The sequence below is a fragment of the Frankia canadensis genome (assembly GCF_900197875.1).
Classification (GTDB): domain Bacteria; phylum Actinomycetota; class Actinomycetes; order Frankiales; family Frankiaceae; genus Frankia; species Frankia canadensis.
In genome coordinates this window covers 49,053-75,717 of sequence record NZ_FZMO01000112.1, presented here as the reverse complement: position 1 = coordinate 75,717, position 26,665 = coordinate 49,053, and the positions used below count along the sequence as shown (strand labels likewise).

The following is a 26,665-nucleotide window of genomic DNA, read 5'->3' as shown; positions in this document are numbered from 1 at the left end:
CTCCCGTCACCCGATGCTGGGACGCTCGTCCGCAGGTGCACTCAGGCCCCACCGGTCGGTGGAGTGCCGAGCACGAGCGCGAACGCGGCGCGGTTCTCCAGTCCGCCGGACCGGTCGAGGGAGATGAACTTGGCCTCGGTGTACTCGTCGAGTGCGTCCGGGCCGCCCTCACGACCGAGCCCGCTCTGTTTGAAGCCGCCGAACGGGTACGCCGGGGGGATCACGTGCCAGTCGTTGACGTAGACCATCCCGGCCTCGAGCTGACGGGCGATGTCGAGGGCGCGTTCCTCGTCGCGGCTCCAGACCCCGGCGGACAGCCCGTAGTCGCTGTCGTTCGCGATCGCCACGGCCTGCTCCGTCGACTCGTAGGGCAGCACGGTCAGCACGGGACCGAAGACCTCCTCCCGCGCGATCGCGGACTGGTGGGACACGCCGGTGACCACCGTCGGCTCGACCCAGTGACCGCTGCGGAAGGGCGGGCCGCTCGGTACGCCTCCGCCGCACGCGATCGTCGCCCCGTCCGCACGTGCCGATTCCAGATAGCCCACGATGCGGTCACGCTGACGCTCGCTGATGACGGGGCCGACGTCGGTGGCCGGATCAAGCGGGTCACCGAGGCGCAGCGTGGCGGCGCGCGCGACGAGGCGCCGCACGATCTCGTCCTGCAACGCGCTCGGCACCAGTAGCCGAGTCCCCGCCTCGCAGGCCTGGCCGTTGTTGGCGAGCGCCGCGAACAGCGCGCCGTCGACCGCGAGGTCGAGGTCGGCGTCCGCCAGGATGATGTTGGGTCCCTTGCCGCCGAGTTCGAGTGTCACCCGCTTCACCGTGTCGGCGGACGCGGCGAGAATGGACCTGCCGACCTCGGTCGAGCCGGTGAACGCCACCTTGCGGACGTCGGGGTGGCAGCACAGATGCGCACCGACCGGGTCGCCGTCGCCGGTCACCACGTTGAGCACCCCCGGCGGCAGCCCGGCCGCCTCGAACTCCCGCGCCAGCTCGAGGGCGATCAGAGGGGCCTGCTCGTCCGGCTTGAGTACCACCGTGTTGCCCGCGGCGAGCGCCGGGGCGACCTTCCACACCGTCACCAGCAGCGGGATGTTCCACGGCACGATCGCGGCGACCACGCCCAGCGGCTCACGCCGCAGCACGCCCTCGGCCGGGATCGGGCCGATCGCGGGCCCAGGCCGTTCGAACCGGTAGGTCCGCGCCAGATCGGCGAGGTAGCGCAGGTGGCCGAGCGACAGGCCGAGGTGCAATGCCGAGGTGACGCGGATGGTCGCGCCGTTCTCCCGGGTCTGCAGGATCGCCAGTTCCTGCGCTCGCCCCTCAACACGGTCCGCGACGGCGTGCAGTAAGGCCGCTCTCTTCTCCGGTGGGGTGCGCCGCCACTCGCCGGCCTCGTGCGCGGCCTTCGCGGCGGCCACGGCCTGGTCGACGTTCTCGGTGGTTCCCATGGCCACGGTGGCGACCAGCTCACCGGTGGCGGGGTTGCGGATCTCGCGTCGCCGCGACGAGTCGACCCATTCCCCGGCGATATGGAAACGGTAGTGCGGAACGGACATGATGTCCCCTTCGTCGACGCCGGTCCTGATCGGTAATGGCTTTCCCGTCGCTTTCGGTCGGCCTACTCGGCCGCATGCAGACGCCGGTAACGGCTGCGGTAGTACAGCAGCGGATCCCGCTCGTCCCGAGCCCGCAGGAACTCCACGTGGCAGGTGACGATATGGTGGTCGCCGCCGTCATAGGTCTCGGCGACCCGGGCGCCCAGGTGTGCGGCGGCCTCGTGCAGCGCAGGGGCTCCGTTGGCGAGCAGGGACCAGTCGACACCGGCGAACTTGTTGGCGCCGCTGCGAGCGAAACCGTTGCTGACCTGGTCCTGTCCCTCACTCAGGATGTTGATGCAGATCGCCTCGGCCGCCGCCACCATCGGCCACGACGTGGAGGTCTTCGACGGGCAGAACAGCACCATCGGCGGAACGAGGGACAGCGACGTGAACGACTGGCAGGTCAGACCCACCGGCCGACCGTCGACCTGGGCCGTGACGACGACGATTCCACTCGCGAAACGCGACACGACGTCACGGAAGCAGGCCTCGTCCACGTACGGGCGCGAATCTGTCGTCATTCTTCTCTTCCGCCTCTGCTCTTTTCTTTCCGGGTTCTTCCGTGTGGGCCGCGGCTCCGACCGCGGCGGCGACCGCGGGATCGTCAGCTGATCCGCCGGGCGCGGCCCACCCAGAACGGCGACCGCAGCGACTTCTTGTCGACCTTGCCCGCCGGGTTCACCGGCAGCGCGTCGACCAGCTCGACAGTCTTCGGCGCGGGCACACCGCCGAGCTGACGCCGGACGTGGTCGATCAGCTCGGCCGTCTCGGCCTGCCGGCCGCCACGAAGCACGACCACGGCGTGCACCGCCTCGCCCCACTTCGGGTGGGGTACTCCGATGACCGCCGCCTGGGCCACCGCCGGATGGGTCGCCAGCACGTCCTCCACCTGTCGGGGGAAGACGTTGAACCCGCCACTGACGATCAGGTCCTTCTTGCGGTCGACCAGGTGCAGGAACCCGTCCGCATCCAGAAAGCCGACGTCGCCGGTGTGCACCCAGCCGTCGCGCAGCGTCTCGGCGTCTCGGGAGGAGTCCAGATAGCCGATCATCTGACCGAGCTGGCGGGAGCAGATCTCCCCGACCTCGCCGGTCGGGAGCTGCTTGTCCGTGTCGTCCTGGATGCTTACCCGAACGAAGGGCAGCGGTCGCCCAGCGGAGGCCAGCCGGGCGCCGTCCGCGCGGTCGGCCGGCACGTGCTCCTCCTTGCGCAGGCAGGAGACGTAGCCCGGCTCGGTGCCGGCGTAGGCCTGGACGAAGATCGGCCCGAACGCGTCCAGCGCCTCCCGGAGCCGCTCCGGCGAGATCGGAGCACCGGCGTAGATCATCGTCCGTAGCGACGACAGGTCGAACGCGGCCCGGCCTGGATGGTCCAGCAGCAGGTAGACGATGGTCGGAACGACCGCCGTGGCGGTGACCTTCTCGCGTTCGATGGTCGCCAGCAGCCTGTCGACATCGAGCCCGGGAAGCATCACGTTGGTCCCGCCACGCAGGAACGTCGGCATGACGAAGATCTGCGTGAAGTGGGTCAGCGGCGCGCCGTGCGCGAAGATCTCACCCGGGCGGATGTCGCCGATCTCCAGCCCCGCGGTGATGCTGTAGTGCGCCCAGGTGAAATGGGAGTTGATGACCCCCTTGGGCTCCCCGGTGCTGCCGGAGGTGAACAGAACGTAGGCCTCGTCGTGCTCGTCGAGCGGCACCTCCGGCGCGGTGTCGCCGGGCTGCGCACCGAAGAAGCACTGGTAGTCGCGACCGGCGGCGATCAGGGCACCCGCCGTGCCCGCGGCGCTGGAGGGGCCGGAAGTCGTCGCGTCCGCGCCCGGGGGCCGCAGTCGCACGAGGTGCCTGATCCCGATCGGCTCGTTGTCGAGCAGATCGGCGATGACCTGATCGAACTGGGAGTGGTAGATCAGCGTGGTCGCGGCGGCCTGGCGCAGGTTGGCGTGGTGCACCGACGCGCTGGCGCGCGCGGGCATCTGCACGAGCACCGCGCCTGCCTTCCAGATGCCATACTGCGTCGGGATGAACTCGGCGACGTTCGGCAGGAGCAGGCCGACCCGCTCCCCCTTGCCGACACCGAGCGCCACCAGGCCGTTCGCCACCTGGTTCGCCTGTTGGCGCATCTGCCGGTAGGTCAGCCGCCACTCGCCGTCGACGATCGCCGTCGAGTCGGCGTGGTGCAGGCAGGCTCGATCGAAGACTTCGGGCAGAGTGCCCCACATCCGTTCACCCTCCGTCCGGGCAGGTGGTCCGCCGGCCGCTCCGGCCAGGTCAGCCGGGTGGAGCCGGGTCAGTCGGGTCAGCTCGCGGCGCTGGGGTCGAAGTCGGCGGCCCAGTAGTGGGGGGTGAGAACCTGCAGGTGGAGCTGCTGGAGCACCGGGACGTCATTCCAGTTGGTCAGCTCACGGTCGATGAGCCCGTCGGCGTCGAACTGGTGCCACGTCTGGCCCCGTGTACTCAGCGTCTGGCCGCCGGCCGGTACCCCCCGGAAGCTGGCGAGGCCCTCCCCCGTCCAGCGCCACAGGATCGTCACGGCGAAGGCCCCCGCGGCGCCGGTGGTCTCGATCGCGTCGAGGATGTCGAAGTGGTGAATTCCCAGGCCGTTGGTGGGGTCGGGGTTGGCGAAGATGACGAGCCGCTCGCGTAGTTCGGCGACGGTGGTCGCGGTGTCGTACACGTGGTCCTGGGCGCGCCGGTCGTCGTAGAGGACGTCTGCGGCGTACAGCGCGAGGGCCGCCTCGGTGTCGCTGGTGATTGCCCTCGTCCACCGCTCGGCGTGGTCCGTTCCTCTGCTCATCGGCGTGCTGCTCCCTGGTCGGATCTGGTCGGCGCGGGCCGCGTTCGTCCGGTGTTCCTGAGACGGTCGGCAAATGGGGACATGTTCGGGCGGATCGTGGTCGCGGGCGCCCCCGCGCGCGACGGCCGCCGTCGTGCGGGGCGGGACACCGACGCGAGGTTCAGCCACTGCTCGCGGCAGCCGCGAGGGCCGGCGGCCCGGCGACTCCGCCGTGAACGGACAGCGGCAGGCCGATCGCGGCGAGCGGGGCGACCGCGTCCCAGTAGGTTGACTCGCGCCGGATGCGCCCGTCCGGGTCGTAGACGTGAAAGGTCTGACCGGAGGTACTGAAGGGCTTCCCGCCGGTCGGGACGCCGAGGAACGCGGCGGCTCCGTCGGGCTCCCAGGTCCACCGGATGATGCCGCTGCGGGAATCGCCGATGTACTCGTCGATACGGAAGCAGTTGATGCCGATCCCGTTGGTCCGGTCGGCGTTCGCATAGGGAGCGAAGACCCGATGCAGCTCCGCCTTGTCGGTGATGGACTGATCCAGGATCAGATCCTCGAAGAGAAAGTCGTCGGCGTAGAGAGCGCAGACCTTCTCCGCGCTCTCCCGGAAGGCCTTCAACCAGAGTACGGCGAATCGGTACGAGGACATGCAGGTTCTCCTCCCCGCTGGGCGGTGAAAGCCGCGACGGGCCGCCCGGCCTGTCCCCGAACCGTAGATCGCCGCCACCTCGGACGCGTCACCCCTCGGGGTCAAAAACACCTCCCTTTGGGGGGAAACGCGCGGACACCTGCTCAGGGAGGGGCCCAGGCCGACCGCCGTGCCGCGGGCCCACCACCGTCACCCTGTCGAAGGGCGAAACCTCTCCTGTGGGGAGATCCCGTGCGGATTCGACTCGAATACGCTTCGTTTCCGCAGCCGACGCGGACCAGACGACGAGGAGTGATCCGGCACATGGGAAAGCACGATGTGGAGATGACCCCGGACGAGCAGGCCGAGGTGTTGAACGCCGCCAGGTCGCTGGCGAAGGAGTTCGCCGAGATCGGGCCGGCCGCCGACGCGGAGAACCGATTCCCCGTCGAACTCGTTGCCCGGTACAAGGAGAGCGGGCTGGTTCCGCTCGCCGTGCCGAAGAAGTACGGGGGTCTCGGAGCCGACATCTGGACCACCGCGCTCGTCTCCCGCGAGCTCGCGAAGGGTGACCCGGCCATCGCCCTGGCCTTCAACATGCACCAGACGATGGTGGGTATCTTCCGCGGCCTGCTTGACGAGCCGACCCGCGCACGGGTCTTTGGGCAGCTCGTCGAGGAACAAAAGATCGTCTGTGGACCGTTCAGCGAGGACCGGGCTGGTCTGTCCGGGCTCGCGGACACGATCGCGGTGCCCGATGGAAACGGTGGCTGGCATATCTCGGGCAAGAAGACGTGGGCCACACTGTGCCTGGGTGCGGACATCGTCGCCTTCAACGCGACGATCACCGAGCCCGACGGCGCGCTGCCGACCGACTTCCAGGAGCACGCCTCACGCGAGGCCGTGTTCGTCCTGCCCATGGACAGCCCGGGAATCAGCATCATCGAGACCTGGGACACGTTGGGCATGCGCGCGACGGGCACGCACACCATCGTCTTCGACAAGGTTCCCGCACCGGCCGCGTCCCACGGCGGGAACTTTCGCCAGGGACTGTTCGGCGAGTTCGAATGGGCGTCGATGAGCTTCGCGGGCGTCTACTGCGGGCTGGCCGAGAAGGCGTACCTCGAAACCAGGGAGATCCTCAAGAAGAAGACGCTCGGTGCGACGATGGAGGGTTCCGACGTCGCGCTCAAGGGCGTCGGCTACATCCAGCACGGACTCGGCCGCATGTGTCTCGAGACCGAGGCCGCCATCCGGACGCTGGAGGCGACAGCCCGCATCCTCATCGACGGACGTGATGGCCAGTGGAACCCGCTGGCGCGGACGGCGTTCCTCGACGTCGCCAAGGTCACCACGACCGAGACCGCGATCCGCGTCACCGACACGGCATTGCGTCTCGTCGGCGGCTCCTCGTTCCGCCGCGGTCACGTGCTGGAGCGCCTCTACCGAGATGCGCGCGGCGGGCCCTTCCATCCTCTGACCACCGACCAGGCATACGACCTGCTGGGCCGCAGCGAGCTGGGCCTGCTCGGCGCCCCGTAGCCAGGTGCGGGGCCTCGGTTCGGCGGGGAATGCCGGTCAGATCGACTGACGAGCATTCCACCGCCCGGACGTCCCCGGCCGGCCCTGTCCTGCGGGCGGCGACGCCGAGGCACGGGCCTGCCTGCCCGCGACGGGCGGGCGGGGAGCGCCGAAACTGGCCGCGATCGCCTGCGACCGGTTCGCGACGCCGAGCTTGCGCAGGATGTGCTTCACATGGGACTTCACCGTCTCCTCTGTGATGATCAGAGTCTCGGCGATCGCACTGTTCGTCGCGCCGGCGACCAGCAGTTCGAAGACCTCCGCCTCACGGACAGTCAGCTTTCCCACCACCCGGGACACGGGCAGGGTGATACTGCTCGGGTCGACGCGGGCTCCCTCGGCCACCGCGCCGACGGAGGCCTCGGGCAGGATGTCTATCCCCGCCTCGCAGATCTCGTCCATCGAACGCACGGTGAGCGACAGGATGCCGCGTACCAGGTCCCGGTGGGCGCGCAGACGTTCCATCAGCGCGACGCGTTCGAACACGTGACCAAATCCGGCGGCGAACGACCAGAGCACCTCCCGGTCGAAGTCGTCCACCCGCTTCGGTGAGGGGAAGTGGTCGGCGTGCAGCAGGCCGACCACCTCCATCCCGCGCATGACGGGGGCCACCACGTAGGAGGAGGATCGCCCCGACTCGATGATGATGGGCCGATGGACCGCCGCGTGCTCGGTGTCATGGACCAGGGCGGGACGATGTCCGGTGAGCAGCAGGGTCTCCGGCGCCTGGGCGTCCAGCGGAACGGGCCGGCCGATCCACCCGGCGAACCACGACTGGAACTCCTGGTCGTCGCTGAAACAGGCGGTCCAGGGCCGCCAGACGTCCTGTTCCACCCGGGAGAGCACCGCACGCCCGAATCCGCATCGGCCGACGAGCTCCTGGCACGCGTGGTCGACGAGGTCGGCCGAGCCCGACAGGTCACGCAGGCGGCGCAACCCGGTCGCACAGTCGGACAGCCGTCGGGCCCGGCGCTCCACCTCGTAGCCGCACAGCTCGACACCAAGCTCGTGGAGATCGACGACAAGCTCGCAGAGGCGCCGCGCACCGGGGGCGTCGGGGTCACCGCGGACGCGCAGGCGGTCCACACATTCCTCGGCCAGTTCCGTGACCATCAACCAGGCCGTGCTCCACATCCGCTCCCCGGACGCGGGAATGGCACGCTCTCGCGTTCCGTGGACCGGCGGTGGTTCGCCCAGTGCTTCATGAACCGCCGCGCGCACGGAATCGATTCGGGCCGCCAGGGCGACTTCCCGCTGTCGCCAGCTCCGTTGCGCGGCGGCGGCCGGGAAAACGGTGCGGGCGGTGCGCCGTCCTGGTTCCGCCGTCATAAGGACCGGGCCTGGTTGCGAAGGAGACCAAGATAGCGCACGATCGCTTCGGCTCGGTTCGCCGCGCGCAGTTTGCGCAGGATATGTTTTACGTGGGATTTCACCGTCGTCTCCGACACCGTCAGTCGATTCGCGATTTCGGCATTCGTCGCGCCTTTCGCCAGCAGCCGAAGGACATCGTGCTCGCGAGGGGTGAGACCGTCAAAGGGCCGCGGCAGCGCCGGGGGAACGTCCAGCGCGGCGATCCCGTCCAGCGCCGCGGCGCCGCCGCGCTCGGCGGGACGCGAGGGCCTGCCGGCGCCGGTAGGCGGCGCTATGGCGTCCTCCAGGCGCGGCGACGCCGCAAGCCCCGCGCCGGTGGTGCGCAGGGCCGAGAACGTCGCCGCGATCTGTTCCCGCTGGAGCGTCAGCCGCTTCAGCGCGACCGCCCGCTCGATGACGAGCCCGAGCCCGTCGGCGAAGGTCTGCACCAGTTCCCGGTCCGCCGTGGTGAGCGGCCGCCGGCTGGCGTGCCGGTCGGCGTGCAGATACCCCAGCACCGCGTCGCCGGCCTGCACGGCGGCCACCACGTACTCCCGGGTGGCGGACACCTCCATCAACGGCCGGTACAGGCGCGGTTCGGCCTGGGCATCGAGCACCAGCGCGGGCACCCGCCGGCGCAGCAGCTCAGCCTCCGGCATCGCCGAGGTCAGCGGGATCACCCGGTCGCGCAGGAACTCGCCCAGGGCGATGTTGACCGGGTCCTGCGCGCCGTGTTCGACATGCAGCGCGATGGGTAGCCAGGTCGAGCCCCGGACGGCGGAGACCAGCGCCCGATCGAAGCCCCCGGCGACGCACAGTGCACGCGGTGCCGCGGCGAGCATCTCGGACGCGCTGCCAGCGTCGCGCAGCGCCATGAGTTCGTCGCGGACGCGCGCCTGCGTCGCGGCCTGCGCGCGGAGCAGGTGGTCATGCAACTCCGCGGCCGTGGCCCCGAGGCCCGCCAGCGACTCGGGATTCGTGCGGCCCTCGCAGTCCTGAAGCGGAAGGCCGGCCTCGATGCCGGGGGCGAGGCCGGCGGCCTGGGCAGACATCCGCAACTTCGCCAACAGCCGCCGATGACGCTCGTCGATCGGCTCCTCAACCGCGGTCGGATCCGGCGCCACGCGTCCGCCCTTCTCTCGCTCCACGGGCCACCGACGGCCGCTCCCCGCCGACCGATTATGTGTAGCTCCATTTACTTGTGGGGAGCGTAGTGATCTGCGTCATGCCGGTCAAGGCATCAAGGCTGAATCGTCCAGTATGCCCATACATGCGGTGTGGACCAGGCCCACCAGGCCGGTCACCTCACGCAGCGGGGCTGTCCGGGCTACGTCATTGACCATCGTGAGCACGGCGTGCACCCGGTAGAGCGCGGTGGCCCGGTCGAGCTCGGGCCGGACCGCCCGCAGCAGGCGCAGCCATTCCCCCGCATAGGTCTGCGTGATGGTGCGGACCCGCCCACGATGATCCTCGGGAAGGCTGGGGGACTCGGTGACGAGCACGGTAACCAGATCGGGATGGGACATCACGAAATCGAGGTAGGCGCCGGCCGCGTTGGTGAGCCCGGCCTCGGGGGTGCCGGCGCGGGCCAGGGAACCCGACATCGCCAGCTGCATCGCCGTGGTCGCCCGGGTGACGATGGTGACGAGCAGGTCGGCCTTCGTGGCGAAGTGCCGGTACAGCGCGGCGCTGCTCACTCCCACGGCGGCACCGATCTCCTCGGTCGTGACGCCCTGATACCCGCGTTCGGCGAACATCCGGGCCGCCGCCACCAGCAGAGCCTCCCGGCGGTTGCCGGGCGGCAGCCCTGGTGCGCTGCCGCCGCCCGACCCTGCGTCCCGTCCGCGCTCGGTCGGTACCTGCGTGCGACAGACCGCGAGGGCCAGGCCGGTCAGCAGCGCCGCGGCCGCATCCTCGGACATGGCGACGTCGTGATAGGACGGGCTGGTCAGAACCGCCAACGTGCACCAGGCCAGCACCTCCGCGTGGCGGCGCCCCACCTCCGGCCGGTCGGCGGCGATCGCGTCGACGAGCCGGTCGAGGAAGAGGAAGAAGTGCTTCCTCATCGGCGCGCGTACCGCGCTGCTCAGATAGCGGCTCTCCCGGGTCCAGAGCACGCCCAGCTCGCGGCGCCGGGCCGAGATCGCGGCCAGGTCGCCGACCACCTGCGTGAGGTCGGCGCCGCCACGGCCGGTGACGACCGCCGCCCGGTCGAAGCTCTCCGACAGGGTCCGCGCGAGCAGTTCCTCCTTGCTGCGGAAGTGCCGGTAGAGGGCCCCGGCGGTGATCCCGACCGAGGCGGCGATCTCCTCCGTGCTCACGTTGGGATAGCCGGACCTGTAGAACAGCCCGCTCGCGGCCAGCAGGATCTGCGCCCTGCGGTCACGCGGACGAGAGGTGCGGGTGACCGCCCCACGGCCGTGGGTCGCCATCGGGGAGCTCCTCCTGCCTGCACGTGCTCCCAGCGGGTCCGGCCACGCCCCGGACTCCACTTCGATCACCCACTAGGTTACTGGTGATTTACTTCGGGCGGGAGGCGAGACGGTCGCGCAGGCGTGCCACGGCCGCGCTGGTCTCCGGGTGCCCCATCAACAGGGCCTGACCGCGGGCCTCGGTCTCCAGCGCCGACCACAGCGAGGGCGCGTCGGTGTTCGCCTGCAACGCCCGCTTGGTCAGCGCCAGCCCTGACCTGGGGTGAGCCACGATCTCACGGGCCAGGTCGAGTGTCCGCCTGAGCAGCGACTCGGCCGGCACCACGCGGTTGGCCAGTCCGATCCGCACGGCCTCGGTGGCATCCACCGCGCGGGCGGTATACAGGAGCTCGCCGGCCAGGCCGCGCCCGACGATCCTGGGAAGCAGCCAGGACGCGCCCAGGTCGGCGCCGGACATCCCGATCCTGACGAAGGCTGCCTGGAACAGCGCATCAGACGCAGCCACCCGGATGTCGGCGGCCAAGGCGAGGCTGAATCCGCCGCCGATCGCCGGACCGCGGACGGCCGCGATCATCGGCTGCGGTAGCGAGTACAGCGCGAACAGCGCCTGATTGCCCAGGTCCTGCAGCGCGAGGGCGCCGTCCGGACCGAGCTCGGCGAACTCCGCCGCACCCCCGAGGTCGTAGCCGGAGCAGAAGGCACGGCCGTCTCCGCTGAGCACCACGACACTGACCGAACTGTCCGCGCGCAGCTGCTCGGCGACCGCCCGCAGCTCGGCGAGCATTTCCCGGGTCAGCGCGTTGAGGCGGTCGGGCCGGCGGAGGACCACCACCGCCACGCCTGGTTCCGGCCACGTCACGTCCACTGTTCGCTGCGCCGTCACAGACGACTCCCTGATCCGTTCCATTCCGGCCTGTCGCGAGGGACTCTATGGCCGCTCACGGGAGAGGGGAGAGACATCTCCCTCCCCTGGGTGTGGGAGTGCCTTCCTCCGAGGGGTATGCGGGTTCGGGCGGCGTCGGCATTCTGGGACGAGCCCCACAGGAGAGGGCCACAACCGGTTCACGGACCTGCACGCTGCCTGTCGGCGACATCGCCTGGGCAGCGATTCCTCATGGAGCTGAGCCCACCATGGCCTACACCTGGCGCCCTGGCCCCGAGTACCTGGAGCACACGAACGTCGCCCGTCTCATGCGTGGGCTCGGCGCGGCCACGGCCGACGAGTTGCGGGCGATCTCGGTCGCCGACATCGACGCGTTCTGGCAGGCTGTCGTGGACGACCTGGAGATCACGTTCAGACGGTCCTACGAGCGGGTCGTCGACCTGTCCCGCGGGATCGAGTTCCCGGAGTGGTTCCCCGGCGGCGAGATCAACATTGTGGACGCCTGCCTGGGCCGGTGGGGGGCGCGGACGCCGCACGCACGAGCCGTGGTTCACGAGGACGAGAGCGGTGCGGTGCGCGAGCTCACCTTCGCCGAGTTGGCCGATCAGGTCTCCCGGCTGCGTGGAGCACTGCGGGCCCGTGGGATCGGCGCCGGCGATGCCGTGGCGCTCTACCTGCCGATGGTCCCGGAGGCGGTGGTGGCGTTCTATGCCGCGGCCGGTCTGGGGGCGATGGTCGTCCCCCTGTTCTCCGGTTTCGCGGCGACGGCGATCGCCGCCCGGCTCCAGGACGCCCACGTGAGGGCAGTCATCACCGCCGACGGCACGATCCGGCGTGGTCAGGCCACCCCGATGCGTGCCCAGCTCGAGGACGCGCTGACACGGTGCCCGAGCGTGCGTCTGATGGTTGTCGTCGACAACCTGACCACCAGGGCCGAACCCGCCGAACCCGCCGAACCCGCTGAACCCGCTGAACCCGCTGAACCCGCCGAACCGGCGGTGGGCGTCGAGGTGGTCGGGTGGGGGCGGATGCTGGCCGGCGAGCCGGACCCGGTGGTAGCGCCGACCGGCTCGTCGGACGTGCTGCTGCTGGCCTATACCTCCGGGACGACCGGCCGGCCGAAGGGTGCGGTGCACACCCACGCCGGATTCCTGGTGAAGACGGCCTGCGAGGTCGCCTACGGCTTTGATCTGGCGCCAGGGCGCACCTTCTGTTGGATCACCGACATGGGCTGGATCATGGGCCCGCTGTCGATCGTCGGTACCCACGCCTGCGGCGGGACGCTGCTGCTGTACGAGGGCGCGCCGGACCGGCCGGACGCGACCCGGCTGTGGTCGATGGTGCGCCGACACCAGGTGACCACGCTCGGTGTGTCGCCGACGTTGATCCGCGCGCTGCGCGCGACCGGCCCGGACCGGCCCGCCGAGGACCTCTCGTCGGTGCGCGTCCTCGGCTCGACCGGTGAGCCGTGGGATCCGGAGTCCTACGAGTGGCTGGCCGGTGTGGTCTTCGAGGGACGGGTCCCAGTCATCAACTTCTCCGGCGGAACCGAGGTGGGCGGCTCCTTCCTGTGCCCCTATCCCGTCGAGGAGATCGCCAGTTGTTCGCTGGGCGGCCCCGCCCTCGGGATGGACGTGGACGTGGTCGATGATGCCGGGCAGCCACTGCGTGGGACGGTCGGTGAACTGGTGTGCCGCCAACCGTGGCCGTCCATGACCCGCGGGGTGTGGCGGGATGACGCCCGCTACCTGGATGGGTACTGGTCGACCTTCCCCGGGATGTGGCGCCACGGCGACTTCGCGCTCGTCGACGAGTCGGGCGCCTGGTTCGTTCTCGGACGGTCGGACGACGTCATGAACGTGGCGGGCAAGCGGGTCGCCCCCGCGGAGATCGAGTCGGTGCTGGCGGCGGACCCGGCAGTGGCGGAGTCCGCGGTGGTCGGCGTGCCGGACCCGGCCAGGGGTGAGGCCATCTGGGCGTTCTGGGTGGCCCGCCCGGGCGACGAGGCGCGAGTGGGCGCCGGGTTCGAGGAGGAGGTGTCGCGACGGCTGCGCGCGCGGGTCGCCGAAGATCTCGGCAGGCCTTTCGCGCCGAGCCGCGTGGTCCGCGTCGCCGCGCTACCGAAGACGCGGTCGGCGAAGATCCTGCGCCGAGCGGTCCGCGCCGCCATCCTCGGCACCGATCCGGGAGACCTGTCGAGCGCGGAGAACCCGGATGCCGTCGAGGACATCCGCGCCCAGCTGGCGAACCCGCGATGAGCACAGCAGGGCTCGTGGCCACATCACCCGGAAGGAGCTGACATGATCCACCCCACCGCCTCCGGAGACGAGCGGCGCAGTGTCCGCATCCGCGAGGTCGGCCCCCGTGACGGGTTCCAGAACGAGGCGGAGACGGTACCCACCGCGGACAAGATCGCGCTGATCAACGCGCTGGGACACGCCGGGCTGACCCGCATCGAGCTGGCCAGCTTCGTGCGGCCCGACCTCATCCCGCAGCTCGCCGACGGCGTCGAGGTCCTGCGCGGCGTCGACCTGCCGGCCGGCACGGAACGCATGGTCCTGGTGCCGAACGGCCGGGGGTTGGACAACGCGCTGCGGCAGCGGGAGCTGTTCACCGGGCAGGCGCTGTTCGACGCCGTCACCCTGTTCGTCAGCGCCTCCGAGACGCACAACAAGAAGAACATCAACCGCACGATCGAGCAGACGATGGCGGAGGTCGCGGTGATGGGCGGGCGCATCGTCGCCGAAGGTCTGCGCTTCTGTGCGGTCGTGTCCACCGCCTTCGGCTGCCCGTATGAGGGTGCGGTGCCGATGAACCACGTGCTGGATCTGGCCGAGCGGTTCGTCGACGCAGGCGCGGTCGAGGTCGGTTTCGGTGACACGACGGGCATGGCCAACCCGGCCTACTCCGGACGGTTCTTCGCGGCGGCACTCGACCGACTGCCGGGCGTGGAGGTGACCGCACACTTCCACAACACCCGCGGACAGGGGCTGGCCAACGCCTACGCCGCGCTGGAAGCGGGATGCACCAGTTTCGAGTCCAGCTTCGGTGAGCTTGGCGGCTGCCCGGTGCCGGCCGGCGCCACCGGCAACATCGCCACCGAGGACCTGGTCAGCATGCTGCATGAGATGGGCGTCGAGACCGGCGTCGACCTGCCGGCGCTGATCGACGCCGCCCGCGCCGCCCAGTCCATCCTCGGCCGGCCGCTGACCAGCCACTCCATCGTCGCAGGCCCGGTGGTCTGGGCCGGCCGGTGACGACCCGCGCCGGCCGGCCTCCCGGACGATGCGCCCCCGCGCTTCTCCCGCAACCTGAAAGCGAGCGAACACCGAGATGACCGATCCGCCCGCCGTGATCCGCTGGGATCGGGACGCTGATGGCGTCGTCCTCCTGACGATGGACGACCCGGAGCAGTCCGCCAACACCATGAACGAACGGTTCCTCGACGCACTGGACACGACGATCAACCGGCTGAGGGAAGCGGCGGACTCCATCACGGGCGTGGTGCTGGTGTCGGCGAAGAAGACGTTCCTCGCCGGTGGCGACCTGCGCGATCTGGCCGGGGTGGGGCCGGAGGATCGGCCGGCCGTCATGGACCTCTCGACAAGGGTGAAACGCCAGCTTCGCCGCCTGGAGACACTCAGCCGCCCGGTCGTCGCGGCGATCAACGGGGCGGCTCTCGGGGGTGGCCTGGAACTCGCCCTCGCGGCGCACCATCGCATCGCCGTCGACGGCCCCGGCGTGCGGATCGGTCTGCCCGAGGTCACGTTCGGGCTGCTGCCCGGCGGCGGCGGCGTCGTGCGCTCCGTCCGGCTGCTCGGAATCACGGACGCCCTGTCGAACGTGCTGCTCCCGGGGCAGCGGCACGCCCCGGTGGAGGCCGCCCGCCTGGGTCTGGTGCACGAGCTGGTCGGTTCGGCCGACGAGTTGCTGCCGGCGGCGAAAGCGTGGATCAGCGCCAACCCGCATCCCCGGCAGCCCTGGGACGAGGACGGCTACTCGATTCCGGGCGGCTCTCCCGCCGACCCGGAGCTCACGGCCACCGTCGCGGCGCTGCCGGCGAAGCTGCGCGGGCAGCTGCGCAACGTCAACCTTCCGGCGCCCCGGGCCATTCTCGCGGCCGCGGTCGAGGGCGCCCAGGCCGATCTCGAGACGGCCTTCGCGATCGAGTCCCGCTACTTCGCCGACCTTGTCACCGGACAGGTGTCGAAGAACCTGATCCAGGCGTTCTTCTTCGACATGCGGTACATCAGCTCCGGCGGTAGCCGACCAGCCGGCTATCCGACGTTCCGAGCGAGCAGAGCGGCCGTGCTCGGCGCCGGGATGATGGGCGCCGGAATTGCCTACTCCTGCGCGCAGGCCGGTATGGAGGTGGTACTCAAGGACGTCTCCGCGGAATCGGCCGCTCGGGGTAGGGCGTACTCCGAACGGCTCGTCGCCGCGGCGATCGGACGGGCGGCGATGACGCCCGAGGCGGGCGCGGCCCTGCTGGCCCGGGTCAACCCCACCGCGGACGTGGCCGATCTCGCCGACGCCGATCTGGTCATCGAGGCCGTGTTCGAAAGCCCGGGCCTCAAGGGCCAGGTCTTCCGCGAGGCCGAGGCCGTGGTCAGTCCGGACGCACTGCTGGCATCCAACACCTCCACCCTGCCGATCACCCAGCTCGCCCAGGCCGTGCGGCGGCCGGAGGACTTCATCGGCATGCACTTCTTCTCGCCGGTGGAGAAGATGCCGCTGGTCGAGATCGTCGTCGGGGAGAAGACCAGCGACGCGACGCTCGCCCGGGCACTCGACGTCGTCCGGCAGCTTCGCAAGACCCCGATCGTCGTCAACGACAGCCGAGGATTCTTCACCAGCCGCGTCATCATCGCGTTTCTGCAGGAAGCCGTCGCGATGGTGGGGGAAGGAGTCGACCCGGCGTCGATCGAACAGGCCGGCGTGCAGGCCGGCTATCCGGCCCCGCCGTTGCAGCTGCTGGACGAGCTCACGCTCACCCTGCCACGCCGAATCCGCGAGGAGACGAAGGCCGCGGTGCTGGCAGCCGGACGGCAGTGGCAGACACATGGCTCGGAGGCGGTCATCGACCGCATGCTCGACCAGCACGGCCGATCCGGCCGCGCCGGCGGCGGCGGCTTCTACGAGTATGTGGACGGCCGGCGCGATCGCCTCTGGCCCGGGCTGCGCGAGCAGATCACCGTGAAGCGGACGGAGCTATCGTTGGAGGACATGAAGGAGCGCATGCTGTTCGCAGAGGCGCTGGAGGCGGTTCGCTGCCTCGACGAGGGCGTGCTTCGTTCCGTGGCCGAGGCGAACATCGGTTCACTCCTCGGAATCGGGTTCCCAACCTGGACCGGCGGTGTCATCCAGTACGTCAACGGCTACGAAGGCGGCCTGCCCGGATTCGTCGTACGTGCCCGCGAACTCGCGAACCGCTACGGCGACCACTTCCAACCGCCGCTCTCGCTCGTCCAGAAATCCGAGGCCGGCGACACCTACTCCTGACCCAGTGCCGCTCAGCACACGTTAACCTTTGATGTGTCGGCGTGTCGGTTCTGGGTCAGGCCGCCTCACCGATCACCAGGAGCTTCTGCAGAACGGCCCTCTGGATCAGCTCGCTCGCTGCGAAAAATCGGCGCGGCGCGGGGTCGACGGGCACGGCCAGACCAAGCCGGTTCGTGGCGGCGGCGAGGTGGCTGGCCGCGGCGCACAGCGCCGCTTCACGTTCCCGCCAATGCGCCGCACGCAGTGCGTGGCGCAGGTGCCGACCGACCAGGTCCGCGAGGGCCAACCGCGTGAACGCGGCCATCAGCCACTTGCCGTACGGGGCCCAGCGGCGTTCGAGGAGAAACGCGATCCGGACGAGGTCGCGGGCCACGCGGGCGGCGAGCATGCGCTCGACGTTCGCTCGATGTCAGGTCGACGCGCCGGACAGGACGGTTGACCTCGACCAATGTTGAGGTTCTACGGTGTGCCGGAATCATTCATTCACGCCGGGAGGGAAGTGCCGGGTGAAAGCAGTCGTCTTCGCGGAACACGGGCCACCGGACGTACTCCGCGTCGTTGAGCTCGAACGGCCGAAGGTGCGTGCGGGCAAGGTCCTCGTCCGGGTCAGGGCCGGTGGTGTACAACCCTTCGACACGAGAGTCCGCCAGGGCTGGCCGGGACTGGCACTGACACTTCCGTCGGGAATCGGGAACGAGTTCGCCGGGACGGTGCACGAAGTGGGCCCCGGGGTGGACGGCTTCACAGCCGGCGACGACGTGCTGGGCTGGACGTATCTCAACGCGCTCGCGGAGTACCTGCTCGTGGACGCCGACGCGATCGCGCCGAAGCCACCGGGCATGCCCTGGGAGGTGGCGGGCGCGCTGTCGGCCTCCGGGCAGACAGCCCACACCGCGCTGACCATCCTCGATGTCCATCCGGGCGACACCGTCCTGATCCATGCCGCGGCCGGTGGAGTGGGAACGGTGGCCGTACAGCTCGCGAAAGCCTGGGGCGCGGTGGTGATCGGAACGGCGAGCGAACCCAACCACGACTACCTCGCCGACCTGGGCGCGATTCCGGTCTCCTACGGCGAGGGCCTGGTCGAGCGCGTACGGGCGGTCGCGCCGCACGGCGTCGACGCCGTCGTCGACGGCGCCGGCGGGCAGGCGCTGCTCGACTCCGTCGGCCTGGTCCGGGCGGCCGACCGGATCGTGGCACTGGTCAACGTCGAGCTGGCCGACAAGGTCGGCGCGCGCCGTCTCCAGCCAGACCGTTCGGTGCGCCGACTCAACGAGCTGGTCGATCTCCACTCCGCCGGGCGCCTGCGCATCCACGTCCGTGGCTCGTTCGACCTGGATCAGGTGGCGCGGGCGCATCACGAGGTCGAGCACGGCCACGGCCGCGGCAAGGTCGTCGTGACGATCCCCTGAGCTGGAAACGCCCGCCTCCGACCACTCACGACGCCGCGCAGGGGCCGGTCACACCGCTGGCGTTGACATCGATCACCGTCGGGACGTGTACCACCACTGAGCGATAGTGTGCGGAGCGATAATGAGTACGGTCTTTCGTGGGCGTGCTGGGCGGAATTATGGCACCCGGCGAGCTTTCAGCGTTCCTTCTTGTGCCCAGTCTCAGGCGACCTGGGACCAGGGTCAGCAGAGCGCCCGACCGAGGCCCGCAGATCAACATCAACAATGCGGCGAGAACAGCCCACGATCAACGCATCCCACCCCGCGAAAGATTGAGGCTAGGCCGCGGCGGTTGACGACGAGTGAATTATCTGTGGACCGGTTCCTGCCGGCGCGGGGCGGAGTTCAGTGATCGTCAAGTACGCGACACCAGGCTGGATCCTGGTTACGGCCAAGGGAAACCGACACCGACCAGTCCCTCTGGAAGGACTCACATCGGATGACGACAACCCCTCAGACGCCGCTCGCCGGATCGCCGGCGGTAGCGGCCGGCTCCGTGCTGGCGGTACCGGCCGACAGGCGCACACCCCGGGCGACCGCGGGAAGAGGCTCGCCCTGGCACTCGTCCACGGGGTGTTCGCCGGTGCCTCCGACCGGAACGAGGCCGCCGCCCGGCTCACCCGGCGCGGCGGCGGGCCGCGGACGCGCCGACCCCAGCGTGATCCGGGCACGGCAGATCTGAGGAGTATGCCGTGGATTTCACATTGGTCCTGGCCAGCCTGCCTTTGGCCCTCGGCGTCGTCATGCTCGGCCTGGGCCTCGGCCTGACCCTGGACGACTTCCGGCGGGTGAGCCGGCATCCGAAGACGGTCGTCGTCGCGCTTGTCTGCCAGATCGTGCTGCTGCCGGCGATCTGCTTCGGCCTGGTGCTCGCCTTTCAGCTCCCAGCGGAGCTGGCGGTCGGATTAATGCTGGTCGCGGCGTCGCCCGGCGGCCCGACAGCCAACCTGTACAGCCACCTGTTCGGCGGAAACGTCGCGCTCAACATCACACTCACCGCGGCCAACTCGATGCTGGTGGTGATCACCCTGCCGGTCGTGGTGAACCTCGCGGCCGGATACTTCCTGACCGACGCGGCCGCGGTCGGGCTGCGGCCCGACAAGGTGCTGCAGGTCTTCACGATCGTGCTCGTGCCGGTCGCCATCGGGATGCTCCTGCGCGCGCGGGCGCCGAAGGTGGCGCAGCGGCTCAACCGACCCGTCCAGGTGCTCTCGGTCGTGGTCCTCCTCAGCGTCATCTCCGCCGTGCTGTACGGGCAGCGGGGAAACCTCGTCGACAACTTCCTTTCGGTCGGGCTGGCCGCGCTGGTCTTCAACATCGTGAGCCTGCTGGTCGGCTACGGTGTACCGCGCCTGGCCGACGTCGACCACCGAACGGCCGTCGCGGCCGGGTTCGAGATCGGCATCCACAACACCGCGCTCGCCATCACGGTCGCGCTGAGCCCGGCGCTGTTGAACAGCGCCGAGATGGCCATCCCCGGCGTGGTGTACGGCATCGTCATGTTCTTCACGGCCGCAGGGTTCGGCTGGTTCACCACCCGCCGAGCCCAGCTGACCCCCTCCCCTGTGACGGTCGGTGGCAGCGCCGCGGGCCAGCAGCCGAACGTGCTTCGCCTGGGCGCGCACCCGGCGTTTCCCGGCGCCGAACAGCACGATCAAAGCTCCGCGAGGAAGCTCTCGGCGCGGCGGGCGAAGAGGTAGGACTCGCGTTGGACGGACCGCTCGCGGGCCTTTTCGGCGGCGGCGCGTACGACGCCCACGGGTTCGCCCCGGGCGTGGAGCAGGCGCGCCCGCAGCAGCAGGACGAGTCCTTCGGCGTAGCGTTGGCCGTGGGTGTCGAGGGCCTGGCCCGCTCGGTCGAGTGCGGCGCCCGCGTCGTCTGGCCTGCCGGCGGCCAGCCACATGTCGGCGATCAGCGCGTGGTGGTAAGCGACGCCCCACCGCGGCGGATCGACCAGGGTCCCGGCCAGGAGCTGCGCGGCCTCCGCCGCCGTGCCGGCCGGGTCGTCGCCGGTGAGGGCCCGGGCCCAGTACCAGTTCAGCCGGATGTAGTGCTCCTGCTGGATGGCGGCATGACCGGTACCCACGGCCATCCACCGGTCGATCGTACGCATCACCCAGCCGGCGTCACCGACCATCGACGCGACGATGGTGATGTAGTAGGCCCAGGTCGCGACCGCGTACGGGTCCTCAGGGCCGTTCCACTTGTCGATCATGGAGCCCGCGGTCGCGACGTCACCGTGGAGCGCGGTCACGACGGCCAGCCAGCCGGGCCACTCACCTGAGACGTCCCGTCGGATCGGGGTCTCGCTGTACGACGAGACATCCCCTTCGAGAAGGGCGGGGTCGTTCGCGCTGAGGCATCGGTATGCCTCGCCGATGTTGCCACAGTCCCACTGATGCAGGCCCCAGGCCTGCCGGCCGTACACCCGGACGACCGGGTCGCGGGACGCCTCCCCCTGGTCGAACAGCCGGCGGACCAGGCGTTCGCGGTCCCACTCCAGGAAGGTGAACGCCCCGAACAGCCGGGCGAAGAGGAGGCCGGCGGCCTCGACCTCCCGGCCTAGCTGGCGCGCCAAGTGCTCCGCGCGTTCCAGCAGGTCGAACGTTGTGCCGCCGAACCCGGCCTGCCTGCGCGGGGCGATCGCGAGCAGCGAGAGGGCGGAGAGCTCGAGCTCCGGGAGCCCCGCGGTCCGCGCGATCTGGGCGGCCAGTTCGAGATGCCGATCGGCCGCCGCGAACGCGAGCTTGGTCGCGGCGCGGCGGCCGGCGCGCTTGAGCGCCTCGACGGTGCGAACCGGGTCGGCGAGGGGACCCGCGGCCATCAGGTGGTAGGCGAGGCGTTCAGTGATCGACTCGTCGTCGGCCCGGCTTTCCTCGAGTGCGTCCGCGACGCGCAGATGCAGCCGGACGGCCTGCTGATACGCCGTCGTCTCGGTGACCGACTCGCGCACTATGTCGTGCGCGAAGCGCCAGGAGAACGGGGCGTTCGGCCCCGATTCGAGCAGGCCGAGCGCGCGCGGCGGTTCGAGGCGTTCGAGGCAGTCCCCGATGTCGACGCCGGCGGCACGGGCGAGCAGTCCGAGGTCGACGTCACGGCCGATGAGCGCGGCGATCCTCAGCAGGTCGCGCCCTTCGTCGTCGAGACCCGCCATCCGCTCGCGGACGACGTCGCGCACCGTGGACGGGACCCCGGCGCGGGCCGACGCGTCGCCGTCGCCGAGCGCGTCGTGGTCGAGGAGGAGCCGCGACAGCTCACGGACGAAGAAAGGATTGCCAGCGGTGCGCACGTGAATGTTGCGGGCGACGTCCGCGCCGGGTTCGTGCCCGGTCTCGCGACGGATGAGTTCGGCCACGTCGGCCCGGCTGAGCGGGCCTAGTCGGATACGGCGGTGGCTGGGCAGCCGGCTGGCGGCGGCCAGCACCCGCGAAAGGTCGGAGCCCGGTGTGGGTGCGCGGTCTCGCAGCGCCCCGATGACGGCGGTGCGGGCGGGCAGCCGGCCCACCAGGTGGCCGAACAGCTGCAGCGACGCGGCATCAGCCCATTGAAGATCGTCCATGACGAGCAGCAGCGGCCGCTCCGCCGAGGCCTGGCCGATGACGGTGACGACCTGCTCGAACAGCCGGAACTGGGCACGGCCGCCGGAAACCGGCGGCGAGGCGACCTCGTAACGAGACGCGAGAAGACCACCGAGCTCGCTGGCCAGCCACTTCTCGCGCGCCGACACGGGCAGGCTGTCGAGAACGACGGCGAGCGCCTGCTCCCACGGCCACATCGAGGGTGTTCCGGCGCCTTCCAGGCAGGAAGCCCAGACGACGAGCGCGCCACGCTGGTCCGCGGCGGCGGCGGCCTGCTCCAGCAGGCGCGTCTTGCCCACCCCCGGCTCGCCCTCGACGAGGCCGAGCCCGCCGCCGCCGCCCAGCGCATCCTCGACGGCCTGCCGCAGCACGTTGAGTTCCTCGCCCCGGCCGACGAGGCCGCCCGCCTGTTGCGCCGGTACGCGCTCGCCCGCGCTTTCCTTGCTCGCCCCCACCGTCGACGGCGGGTTCTGCGTCAGGACCCGCAGGTGCGCGGCTTGCAGCGCCGGGCCGGGGTCGATGCCGAGCTCGTCGGCGAGACGGCCGCGGACCGCGTGAAACACCGACAGCGCCTCCGCCTGCCGTCCTGCGGCGCCGAGGGCGGTGATGAGGCTGGCCTGTACGGGTTCGTGGAAAGGTGCCATCGACGCGGCCAGCTGCAAGGGCGGGATCACCCGTGCCGGCTGGACCAACGCCACGGCCAGCTCGGCCGCTGTCGCGCAGGCGGTATGGAACTCGTTGTCGAGGGCGGCCAGGACCGGAGGGGAGGTCGTTGCCTGGAAGACCCCGTCGCCGGCGGGGCCCTGCCAGAGGCCGAGCGCCTCGACGTAGTAGTCGAGCGCCATCTCGCGGGCTTGCTCGGCGCCGGCGGCCCGCGCCGCGCTGACGAGCTCCCGGAACGTGACGAGGTCCAGCGTGCCGGGGTCGGCGGTGAACACATAGCCGTTGCCGCGGCGGTGTAGGTACGCACCAGATTCCCGGACGGGGAGCGCCGGTTCGAGCACCCGGCGCAATCCCCCGACGTACTTGTGGATGACGTTGAGCGCGCTGACAGGGACGTCCTCGGCCCAGATCAGGTCGATCAGTTCACTCGTGCTCACCGGGCGGCCCACGCGCGCCAGGAGCAGGGCCAACAGCTGCGCCTGCTGACGGGGGCCGATGTCCAGCTCCGCGCCGCCCCGCCAAAGCCGCAACGGGCCGAGAATCTGCAGGTGCAACGAACCGACACCGGTCGCTGGATCTCCGTTGTCGGGCCGAACGGGATTGGCTCGCCCAGCCACGTCCTGTTGACTCCCGGATGATCTGACAGCTCAGTCAGCTGGCGATGTTGCCTGCTCGCGACGTAGTCCGCTCGCGGTCTCCGTCGGGCCGCAGCACATCGACTCTATCCAAGCTGGGGCGGGCCCGTCGCGCGACGACGGGAGCACATGGCGCTTCCCCGTTCTTGTGGTGTTCCCGCCACCGGGCAGCGAGCCGAGCGTCACCGGGTCACCCGGTCACCGACCTGACGACCGTCCTGATCAGATCGGTCACCATCGCCGGCTGGGAGAACATCACCAGGTGTGACGAGTCCACCTCGACGGTCTCGATCCCCGCGCGCCCATAGGCGAAACGCTGGACGTCCGGATTGATGGTGTGGTCCGCGGCGGCGACGACGCCCCACGCCGGCCTGCCGTGCCAGGCGGCGGCGGGCGCCTTCTCGCCGAACGCCACCGCGGACAACGGCCGCTGCGACACGGCGAGCACCACGGCCACGGCCGGGTCGACGTCGTGGGCGAAGACCGTCGGGAACTTCTCGACGTCAACCGACAGCTCGACGCCGCCCTGGAAGGGGATGGCTTCCAGCGCCTGGCCGAGGTCGGAGTCGGGAAAGCGGCCCTGCAGCTCGCCGAGGGACTCGCCCTCCTCCGGCACGAAGCCGGCGAGATAGATCAGGGCCACGACGTTCTCGGCGACACCGGCCACGGTGGCCACCGCGCAGCCGTACGAATGGCCCACGAGAACGACCGGGCCGTCGATGGCCGCGAGAACGGCTCCGAGGTATTCGGCGTCTCCTACGAGGGAGCGGTTCGGTACCGCCGGCGCCACGACCCGCAGGCCATCGGCGAGCAGGCCGGGAATCACCATGGCGAAGCTGGAAGCGTCGGCGAAGGCGCCATGTACGAGGACAACAGTGGGCTGCGACATGTGTATCGGTCTCCCCTGGTCGATTTTTGGTCGAAGTTCTGAGCCCGAGTACAACAGCCGGCGGTTGACGATTTGTGCAGCGCCGTTGGGACGCGGCAAACCGAATGCCCGCCCGGAGTCGCGCGCCGGCCGCGTACGGCGACGAATCCACTGGATGTCCACTTCCCGTCAAGAGCGCCGCTCTACGGTGACCGAAAGCAGGCGGACGCGGCCGGTCCTGGATCGCCGCCGTTGATTCGTCCCGCCATGGACTCGTCCCACCATGGACTCGTCCCGCCATGGGCTCGTCCCGCCATGGGCTCGTCCCGCCATGGCAGCGCGGAGGCGGCGCGGAGAAACGACATCCAGTAATGCGGCGCCCGCAGGTCCGCCCGCCCTTCAGGTCCTGGTTTCCACAGCGCGGCCGGGTCGCGCGGCATTCCCGAGGGGGCAGCGATGTTCGAACGATTCGGACGGGCCATTTTCCGTCGGCGGTGGTGGGTGCTGGGCCTGGCCGGGGCCTTCCTGACCTTCGGCGGCCTCTGGGGTACCCAGATATTCGGCCTGGTCGGCGCGGGAGGGTTCGACGATCCGGCCAGCGAGAGCTCCCGCGCCCTCGACCGGGCCGAGACGACGCTCGGCCGGACCGGCAACGACCTCGTCGTGCTCTACCGCAGCCCGGGCCGGACGGTCGACGACCCGGTGTACCGGCAGGCCGTCACCAACGCGCTGGACGCGCTCCCGCGCGACGTGGTGACCAGGACGATCACCTACTGGGCTACGAACAGCCCTGCCCTGGTCAGCCATGACCGGCGCTCCACCTACGCGGTGCTGACCCTGGCCGGGGACGAGCAGCAGCGCATCGAAGGACTGGAGGACATCGAGGGCATGCTCGCCGCCCCGGGCCTGCGGACCCAGGTCGGCGGGATCACGGCGGTCAGCCGCGACATCCGGGAGCGGGTGGGATCGGACATCGCCCGGGCCGAGATCATCTCCACGCCGGTACTCCTGGTACTGCTGGTGATCGTCTTCGGTGGCGTGGCCGCGGCGAGCCTGCCGCTCGCGATCGGCGGCCTGGCCATCCTCGGGGCGTTCACCGCGCTGCGCGGGTTGAGCTACGCGATGGACGTCTCGGTCTTCTCGGTCAACCTGGTCACGATCCTCGGGCTCGGCCTGGCGATCGACTACGGCCTGTTCATGGTCGGACGATTCCGGGAGGAGATCGCGCGCGGTCTGGACGTCGAGGACGCGGTCGCGCGCACCATGGCCACCGCGGGCCATACCGTCGCGGTCTCCGGCGTGACCGTAGCGGTGTCGCTGGCCGCGCTGTTGATTTTCCCGATGGGCTTCCTGCGTTCGATGGGCTTTGGCGGCCTGTCCGCCGTCGTGGTCGCGATGCTGGCGGCGCTGACCGTGCTGCCCGCGCTGCTCGGTGTCCTCGGCCCGCGGGTGAACGCGCTCTCCGTGCCAGGGCTCCGCCGCGCGTCGCGGCCGGCTTCCTCGACGGGCGGAGAGGAGCACGGATTCTGGTACCGCCTGGCGCACAGCATCATGCGCCGCCCGGTTCGGTACGCGCTGGGTGTGCTCGCGGTGCTGCTGCTCGCCGGCGCGCCGTTCCTGCGCGTCGAGTTCGGCGGCATCGACCCGCGGGCGCTGCCGGCGGGCACCGAGAGCCGCGTGGTCTCCGAGATCTCCGACCGGGAGTTCGTCCAGAACAGCCAGCTGCCGATCGAGGCGATCGTGACTGCCCCCGACCCGGCGGGCCTGGAGCGGTACGTCGCCGCCGTCCAGGGCATCGACGGGGTGAGCACGGCGGCGGTCACCGCACGGTCCGGCGACGTCTCCCGGGTCACCGTCAACTACGAGGGCGACCCGATCTCGGCGCAGGCGCGGGACCTGGTGAGCCGGATCCGGGACATACCGGCGCCGCCCGGCGGCCAGGTGCTCGTCGGCGGCTTCACCGCGGAGCTGGCCGACCAGCTTCACTCGACCGCGCGGTTGCTGCCGTGGATGGCACTGATCATTGTCGGCGCGACGTTCATCCTGCTGTTCCTCGCCTTCGGGTCGGTCGTGCTGCCGATCAAGGCGATCGTGATGAACGTGCTGTCGCTCGGCGCGTCGTTCGGCGCGCTGGTCCTGATCTTCCAGGACGGCCACCTGTCCGGCCTGCTGGACTTCACCTCGACCGGGACGCTGGAGGCCACCCAGCCGATCCTCGTCCTCGCGATCGTGTTCGGGCTGTCGACGGACTACGAGGTCTTCCTGATGTCCCGGATCCGCGAGGCGTACGACCGGACCGGCGACAACACCACCGCCGTCGCGGTCGGCCTGCAGCGCAGCGGCAGGATCATCACCAGCGCCGCGATCCTCATCCTGGTCGTGATCGGGCTGTTCTCGACCTCCGGCATCACGTTCATCAAGCTGATCGGCGTAGCGATGATCATCGCGATCCTCGTCGACGCGACCGTAGTCCGGGCACTGCTCGTCCCGGCCACGATGCGGCTGCTCGGGAACCTGAACTGGTGGGCACCGACGCCTCTGCGGCGCTTCTACGTCCGCCATGGCCTTCACGAGGCGCAGGACCCGTCCCCGCCGGCACTTCCGCCGCCTCCCGCGCCCGCACGTGCGCGATCCAACTGACGATCGCCGGCCAGGCCCAGCACCACCAACCGGCCGGTTGGTGCTGGGCCTGGCGACGGGGGGTGC

General features: G+C 70.4%; 19 protein-coding genes. 7 read left to right on the top strand and 12 right to left on the bottom strand.

Annotation, left to right across the window (positions count from 1 at the left end; all coding sequences use genetic code 11):
* Nucleotides 1-41: 41 nt before the first annotated feature.
* The 5 genes from C1A33_RS11365 to C1A33_RS11345 form a co-directional block, all read right to left on the bottom strand.
* A complete protein-coding gene (locus tag C1A33_RS11365) occupies nt 42-1,562 on the bottom strand; it encodes an aldehyde dehydrogenase family protein (protein ID WP_101831472.1) in 1,521 nt (506 codons plus the stop codon).
* A gap of 62 nt (nt 1,563-1,624) precedes the next feature.
* Nucleotides 1,625-2,125: a flavin reductase family protein gene (locus C1A33_RS11360; RefSeq protein WP_101831471.1), complete on the bottom strand. Its 501-nt coding sequence runs from the start codon at nt 2,123-2,125 to the stop codon at nt 1,625-1,627.
* Nucleotides 2,126-2,208: 83 nt separating this feature from the next.
* Nucleotides 2,209-3,825, bottom strand: a complete 1,617-nt coding sequence (locus tag C1A33_RS11355; RefSeq protein WP_101831470.1) for an AMP-binding protein — start codon at nt 3,823-3,825, stop codon at nt 2,209-2,211.
* Nucleotides 3,826-3,902: 77 nt separating this feature from the next.
* Nucleotides 3,903-4,400 carry a ketosteroid isomerase-related protein gene (locus C1A33_RS11350; protein WP_101831469.1) on the bottom strand — a complete coding sequence of 166 codons (498 nt, stop codon included), beginning with the start codon at nt 4,398-4,400 and terminating at the stop codon, nt 3,903-3,905.
* A 160-nt stretch (nt 4,401-4,560) separates the two neighbouring features.
* Nucleotides 4,561-5,037 carry a ketosteroid isomerase-related protein gene (locus C1A33_RS11345; protein ID WP_101831468.1) on the bottom strand — a complete coding sequence of 159 codons (477 nt, stop codon included), beginning with the start codon at nt 5,035-5,037 and terminating at the stop codon, nt 4,561-4,563.
* A 303-nt stretch (nt 5,038-5,340) separates the two neighbouring features.
* Between C1A33_RS11345 and C1A33_RS11340 the strand changes: the two genes are divergently transcribed.
* Nucleotides 5,341-6,558, top strand: coding sequence for an acyl-CoA dehydrogenase family protein (locus C1A33_RS11340; protein ID WP_101831545.1), 1,218 nt, complete (start codon nt 5,341-5,343; stop codon nt 6,556-6,558).
* 36 nt (nt 6,559-6,594) lie between these two features.
* On the opposite strand, the gene C1A33_RS37415 is transcribed toward C1A33_RS11340, so the two are convergent.
* From C1A33_RS37415 to C1A33_RS11320, 4 genes are all read right to left on the bottom strand, one after another.
* Nucleotides 6,595-7,710 carry a helix-turn-helix transcriptional regulator gene (locus C1A33_RS37415; RefSeq protein ID WP_279354614.1) on the bottom strand — a complete coding sequence of 372 codons (1,116 nt, stop codon included), beginning with the start codon at nt 7,708-7,710 and terminating at the stop codon, nt 6,595-6,597.
* A 212-nt stretch (nt 7,711-7,922) separates the two neighbouring features.
* Complete coding sequence (locus C1A33_RS11330) at nt 7,923-9,071, bottom strand: helix-turn-helix transcriptional regulator (RefSeq protein WP_243407436.1); 1,149 nt, start codon at nt 9,069-9,071, stop codon at nt 7,923-7,925.
* 108 nt (nt 9,072-9,179) lie between these two features.
* Nucleotides 9,180-10,379 (bottom strand): TetR/AcrR family transcriptional regulator, encoded by a 1,200-nt coding sequence (locus tag C1A33_RS11325; RefSeq protein ID WP_101831466.1) that lies wholly within the window; start codon nt 10,377-10,379, stop codon nt 9,180-9,182.
* An 88-nt stretch (nt 10,380-10,467) separates the two neighbouring features.
* A complete protein-coding gene (locus C1A33_RS11320) occupies nt 10,468-11,262 on the bottom strand; it encodes an enoyl-CoA hydratase/isomerase family protein (RefSeq protein ID WP_243407435.1) in 795 nt (264 codons plus the stop codon).
* Nucleotides 11,263-11,510: 248 nt separating this feature from the next.
* Between C1A33_RS11320 and C1A33_RS11315 the strand changes: the two genes are divergently transcribed.
* The 3 genes from C1A33_RS11315 (at nt 11,511) to C1A33_RS11305 (ending at nt 16,764) form a co-directional block, all read left to right on the top strand.
* Nucleotides 11,511-13,520 (top strand): AMP-binding protein, encoded by a 2,010-nt coding sequence (locus C1A33_RS11315; protein WP_101831464.1) that lies wholly within the window; start codon nt 11,511-11,513, stop codon nt 13,518-13,520.
* Nucleotides 13,521-13,562: 42 nt separating this feature from the next.
* Nucleotides 13,563-14,519: a hydroxymethylglutaryl-CoA lyase gene (locus C1A33_RS11310; RefSeq protein ID WP_101831463.1), complete on the top strand. Its 957-nt coding sequence runs from the start codon at nt 13,563-13,565 to the stop codon at nt 14,517-14,519.
* 76 nt (nt 14,520-14,595) lie between these two features.
* Entirely contained in the window at nt 14,596-16,764 is a 2,169-nt protein-coding gene (locus C1A33_RS11305) for a 3-hydroxyacyl-CoA dehydrogenase NAD-binding domain-containing protein (RefSeq protein ID WP_101831462.1), read from the top strand.
* 55 nt (nt 16,765-16,819) lie between these two features.
* Here the strand turns inward: C1A33_RS11305 and C1A33_RS11300 are convergent, their stop codons facing one another.
* Nucleotides 16,820-17,152 (bottom strand): DUF4037 domain-containing protein, encoded by a 333-nt coding sequence (locus C1A33_RS11300; RefSeq protein WP_243407434.1) that lies wholly within the window; start codon nt 17,150-17,152, stop codon nt 16,820-16,822.
* Between the two features lie 118 nt (nt 17,153-17,270).
* Here C1A33_RS11300 and C1A33_RS11295 point away from each other — a divergent pair, with 118 nt between their 5' ends.
* Both C1A33_RS11295 and C1A33_RS11290 read left to right on the top strand, forming a co-directional pair.
* Nucleotides 17,271-18,176, top strand: coding sequence for an NADP-dependent oxidoreductase (locus C1A33_RS11295; protein WP_101831461.1), 906 nt, complete (start codon nt 17,271-17,273; stop codon nt 18,174-18,176).
* 731 nt (nt 18,177-18,907) lie between these two features.
* Nucleotides 18,908-19,915, top strand: coding sequence for a bile acid:sodium symporter family protein (locus C1A33_RS11290; RefSeq protein ID WP_101831460.1), 1,008 nt, complete (start codon nt 18,908-18,910; stop codon nt 19,913-19,915).
* On the opposite strand, the gene C1A33_RS11285 is transcribed toward C1A33_RS11290, so the two are convergent.
* Nucleotides 19,870-22,986, bottom strand: a complete 3,117-nt coding sequence (locus tag C1A33_RS11285; protein ID WP_243407433.1) for a BTAD domain-containing putative transcriptional regulator — start codon at nt 22,984-22,986, stop codon at nt 19,870-19,872. The genes C1A33_RS11290 and C1A33_RS11285 overlap by 46 nt on opposite strands.
* A gap of 295 nt (nt 22,987-23,281) precedes the next feature.
* On the bottom strand, nt 23,282-23,980 hold the full coding sequence (locus C1A33_RS11280; protein ID WP_101831458.1) for an alpha/beta fold hydrolase: 699 nt from the start codon (nt 23,978-23,980) through the stop codon (nt 23,282-23,284).
* Nucleotides 23,981-24,415: 435 nt separating this feature from the next.
* On the opposite strand from C1A33_RS11280, the gene C1A33_RS11275 reads away from it, so the two are divergent.
* Nucleotides 24,416-26,599 (top strand): MMPL family transporter, encoded by a 2,184-nt coding sequence (locus C1A33_RS11275; protein WP_101831457.1) that lies wholly within the window; start codon nt 24,416-24,418, stop codon nt 26,597-26,599.
* Nucleotides 26,600-26,665: the final 66 nt, after the last annotated feature.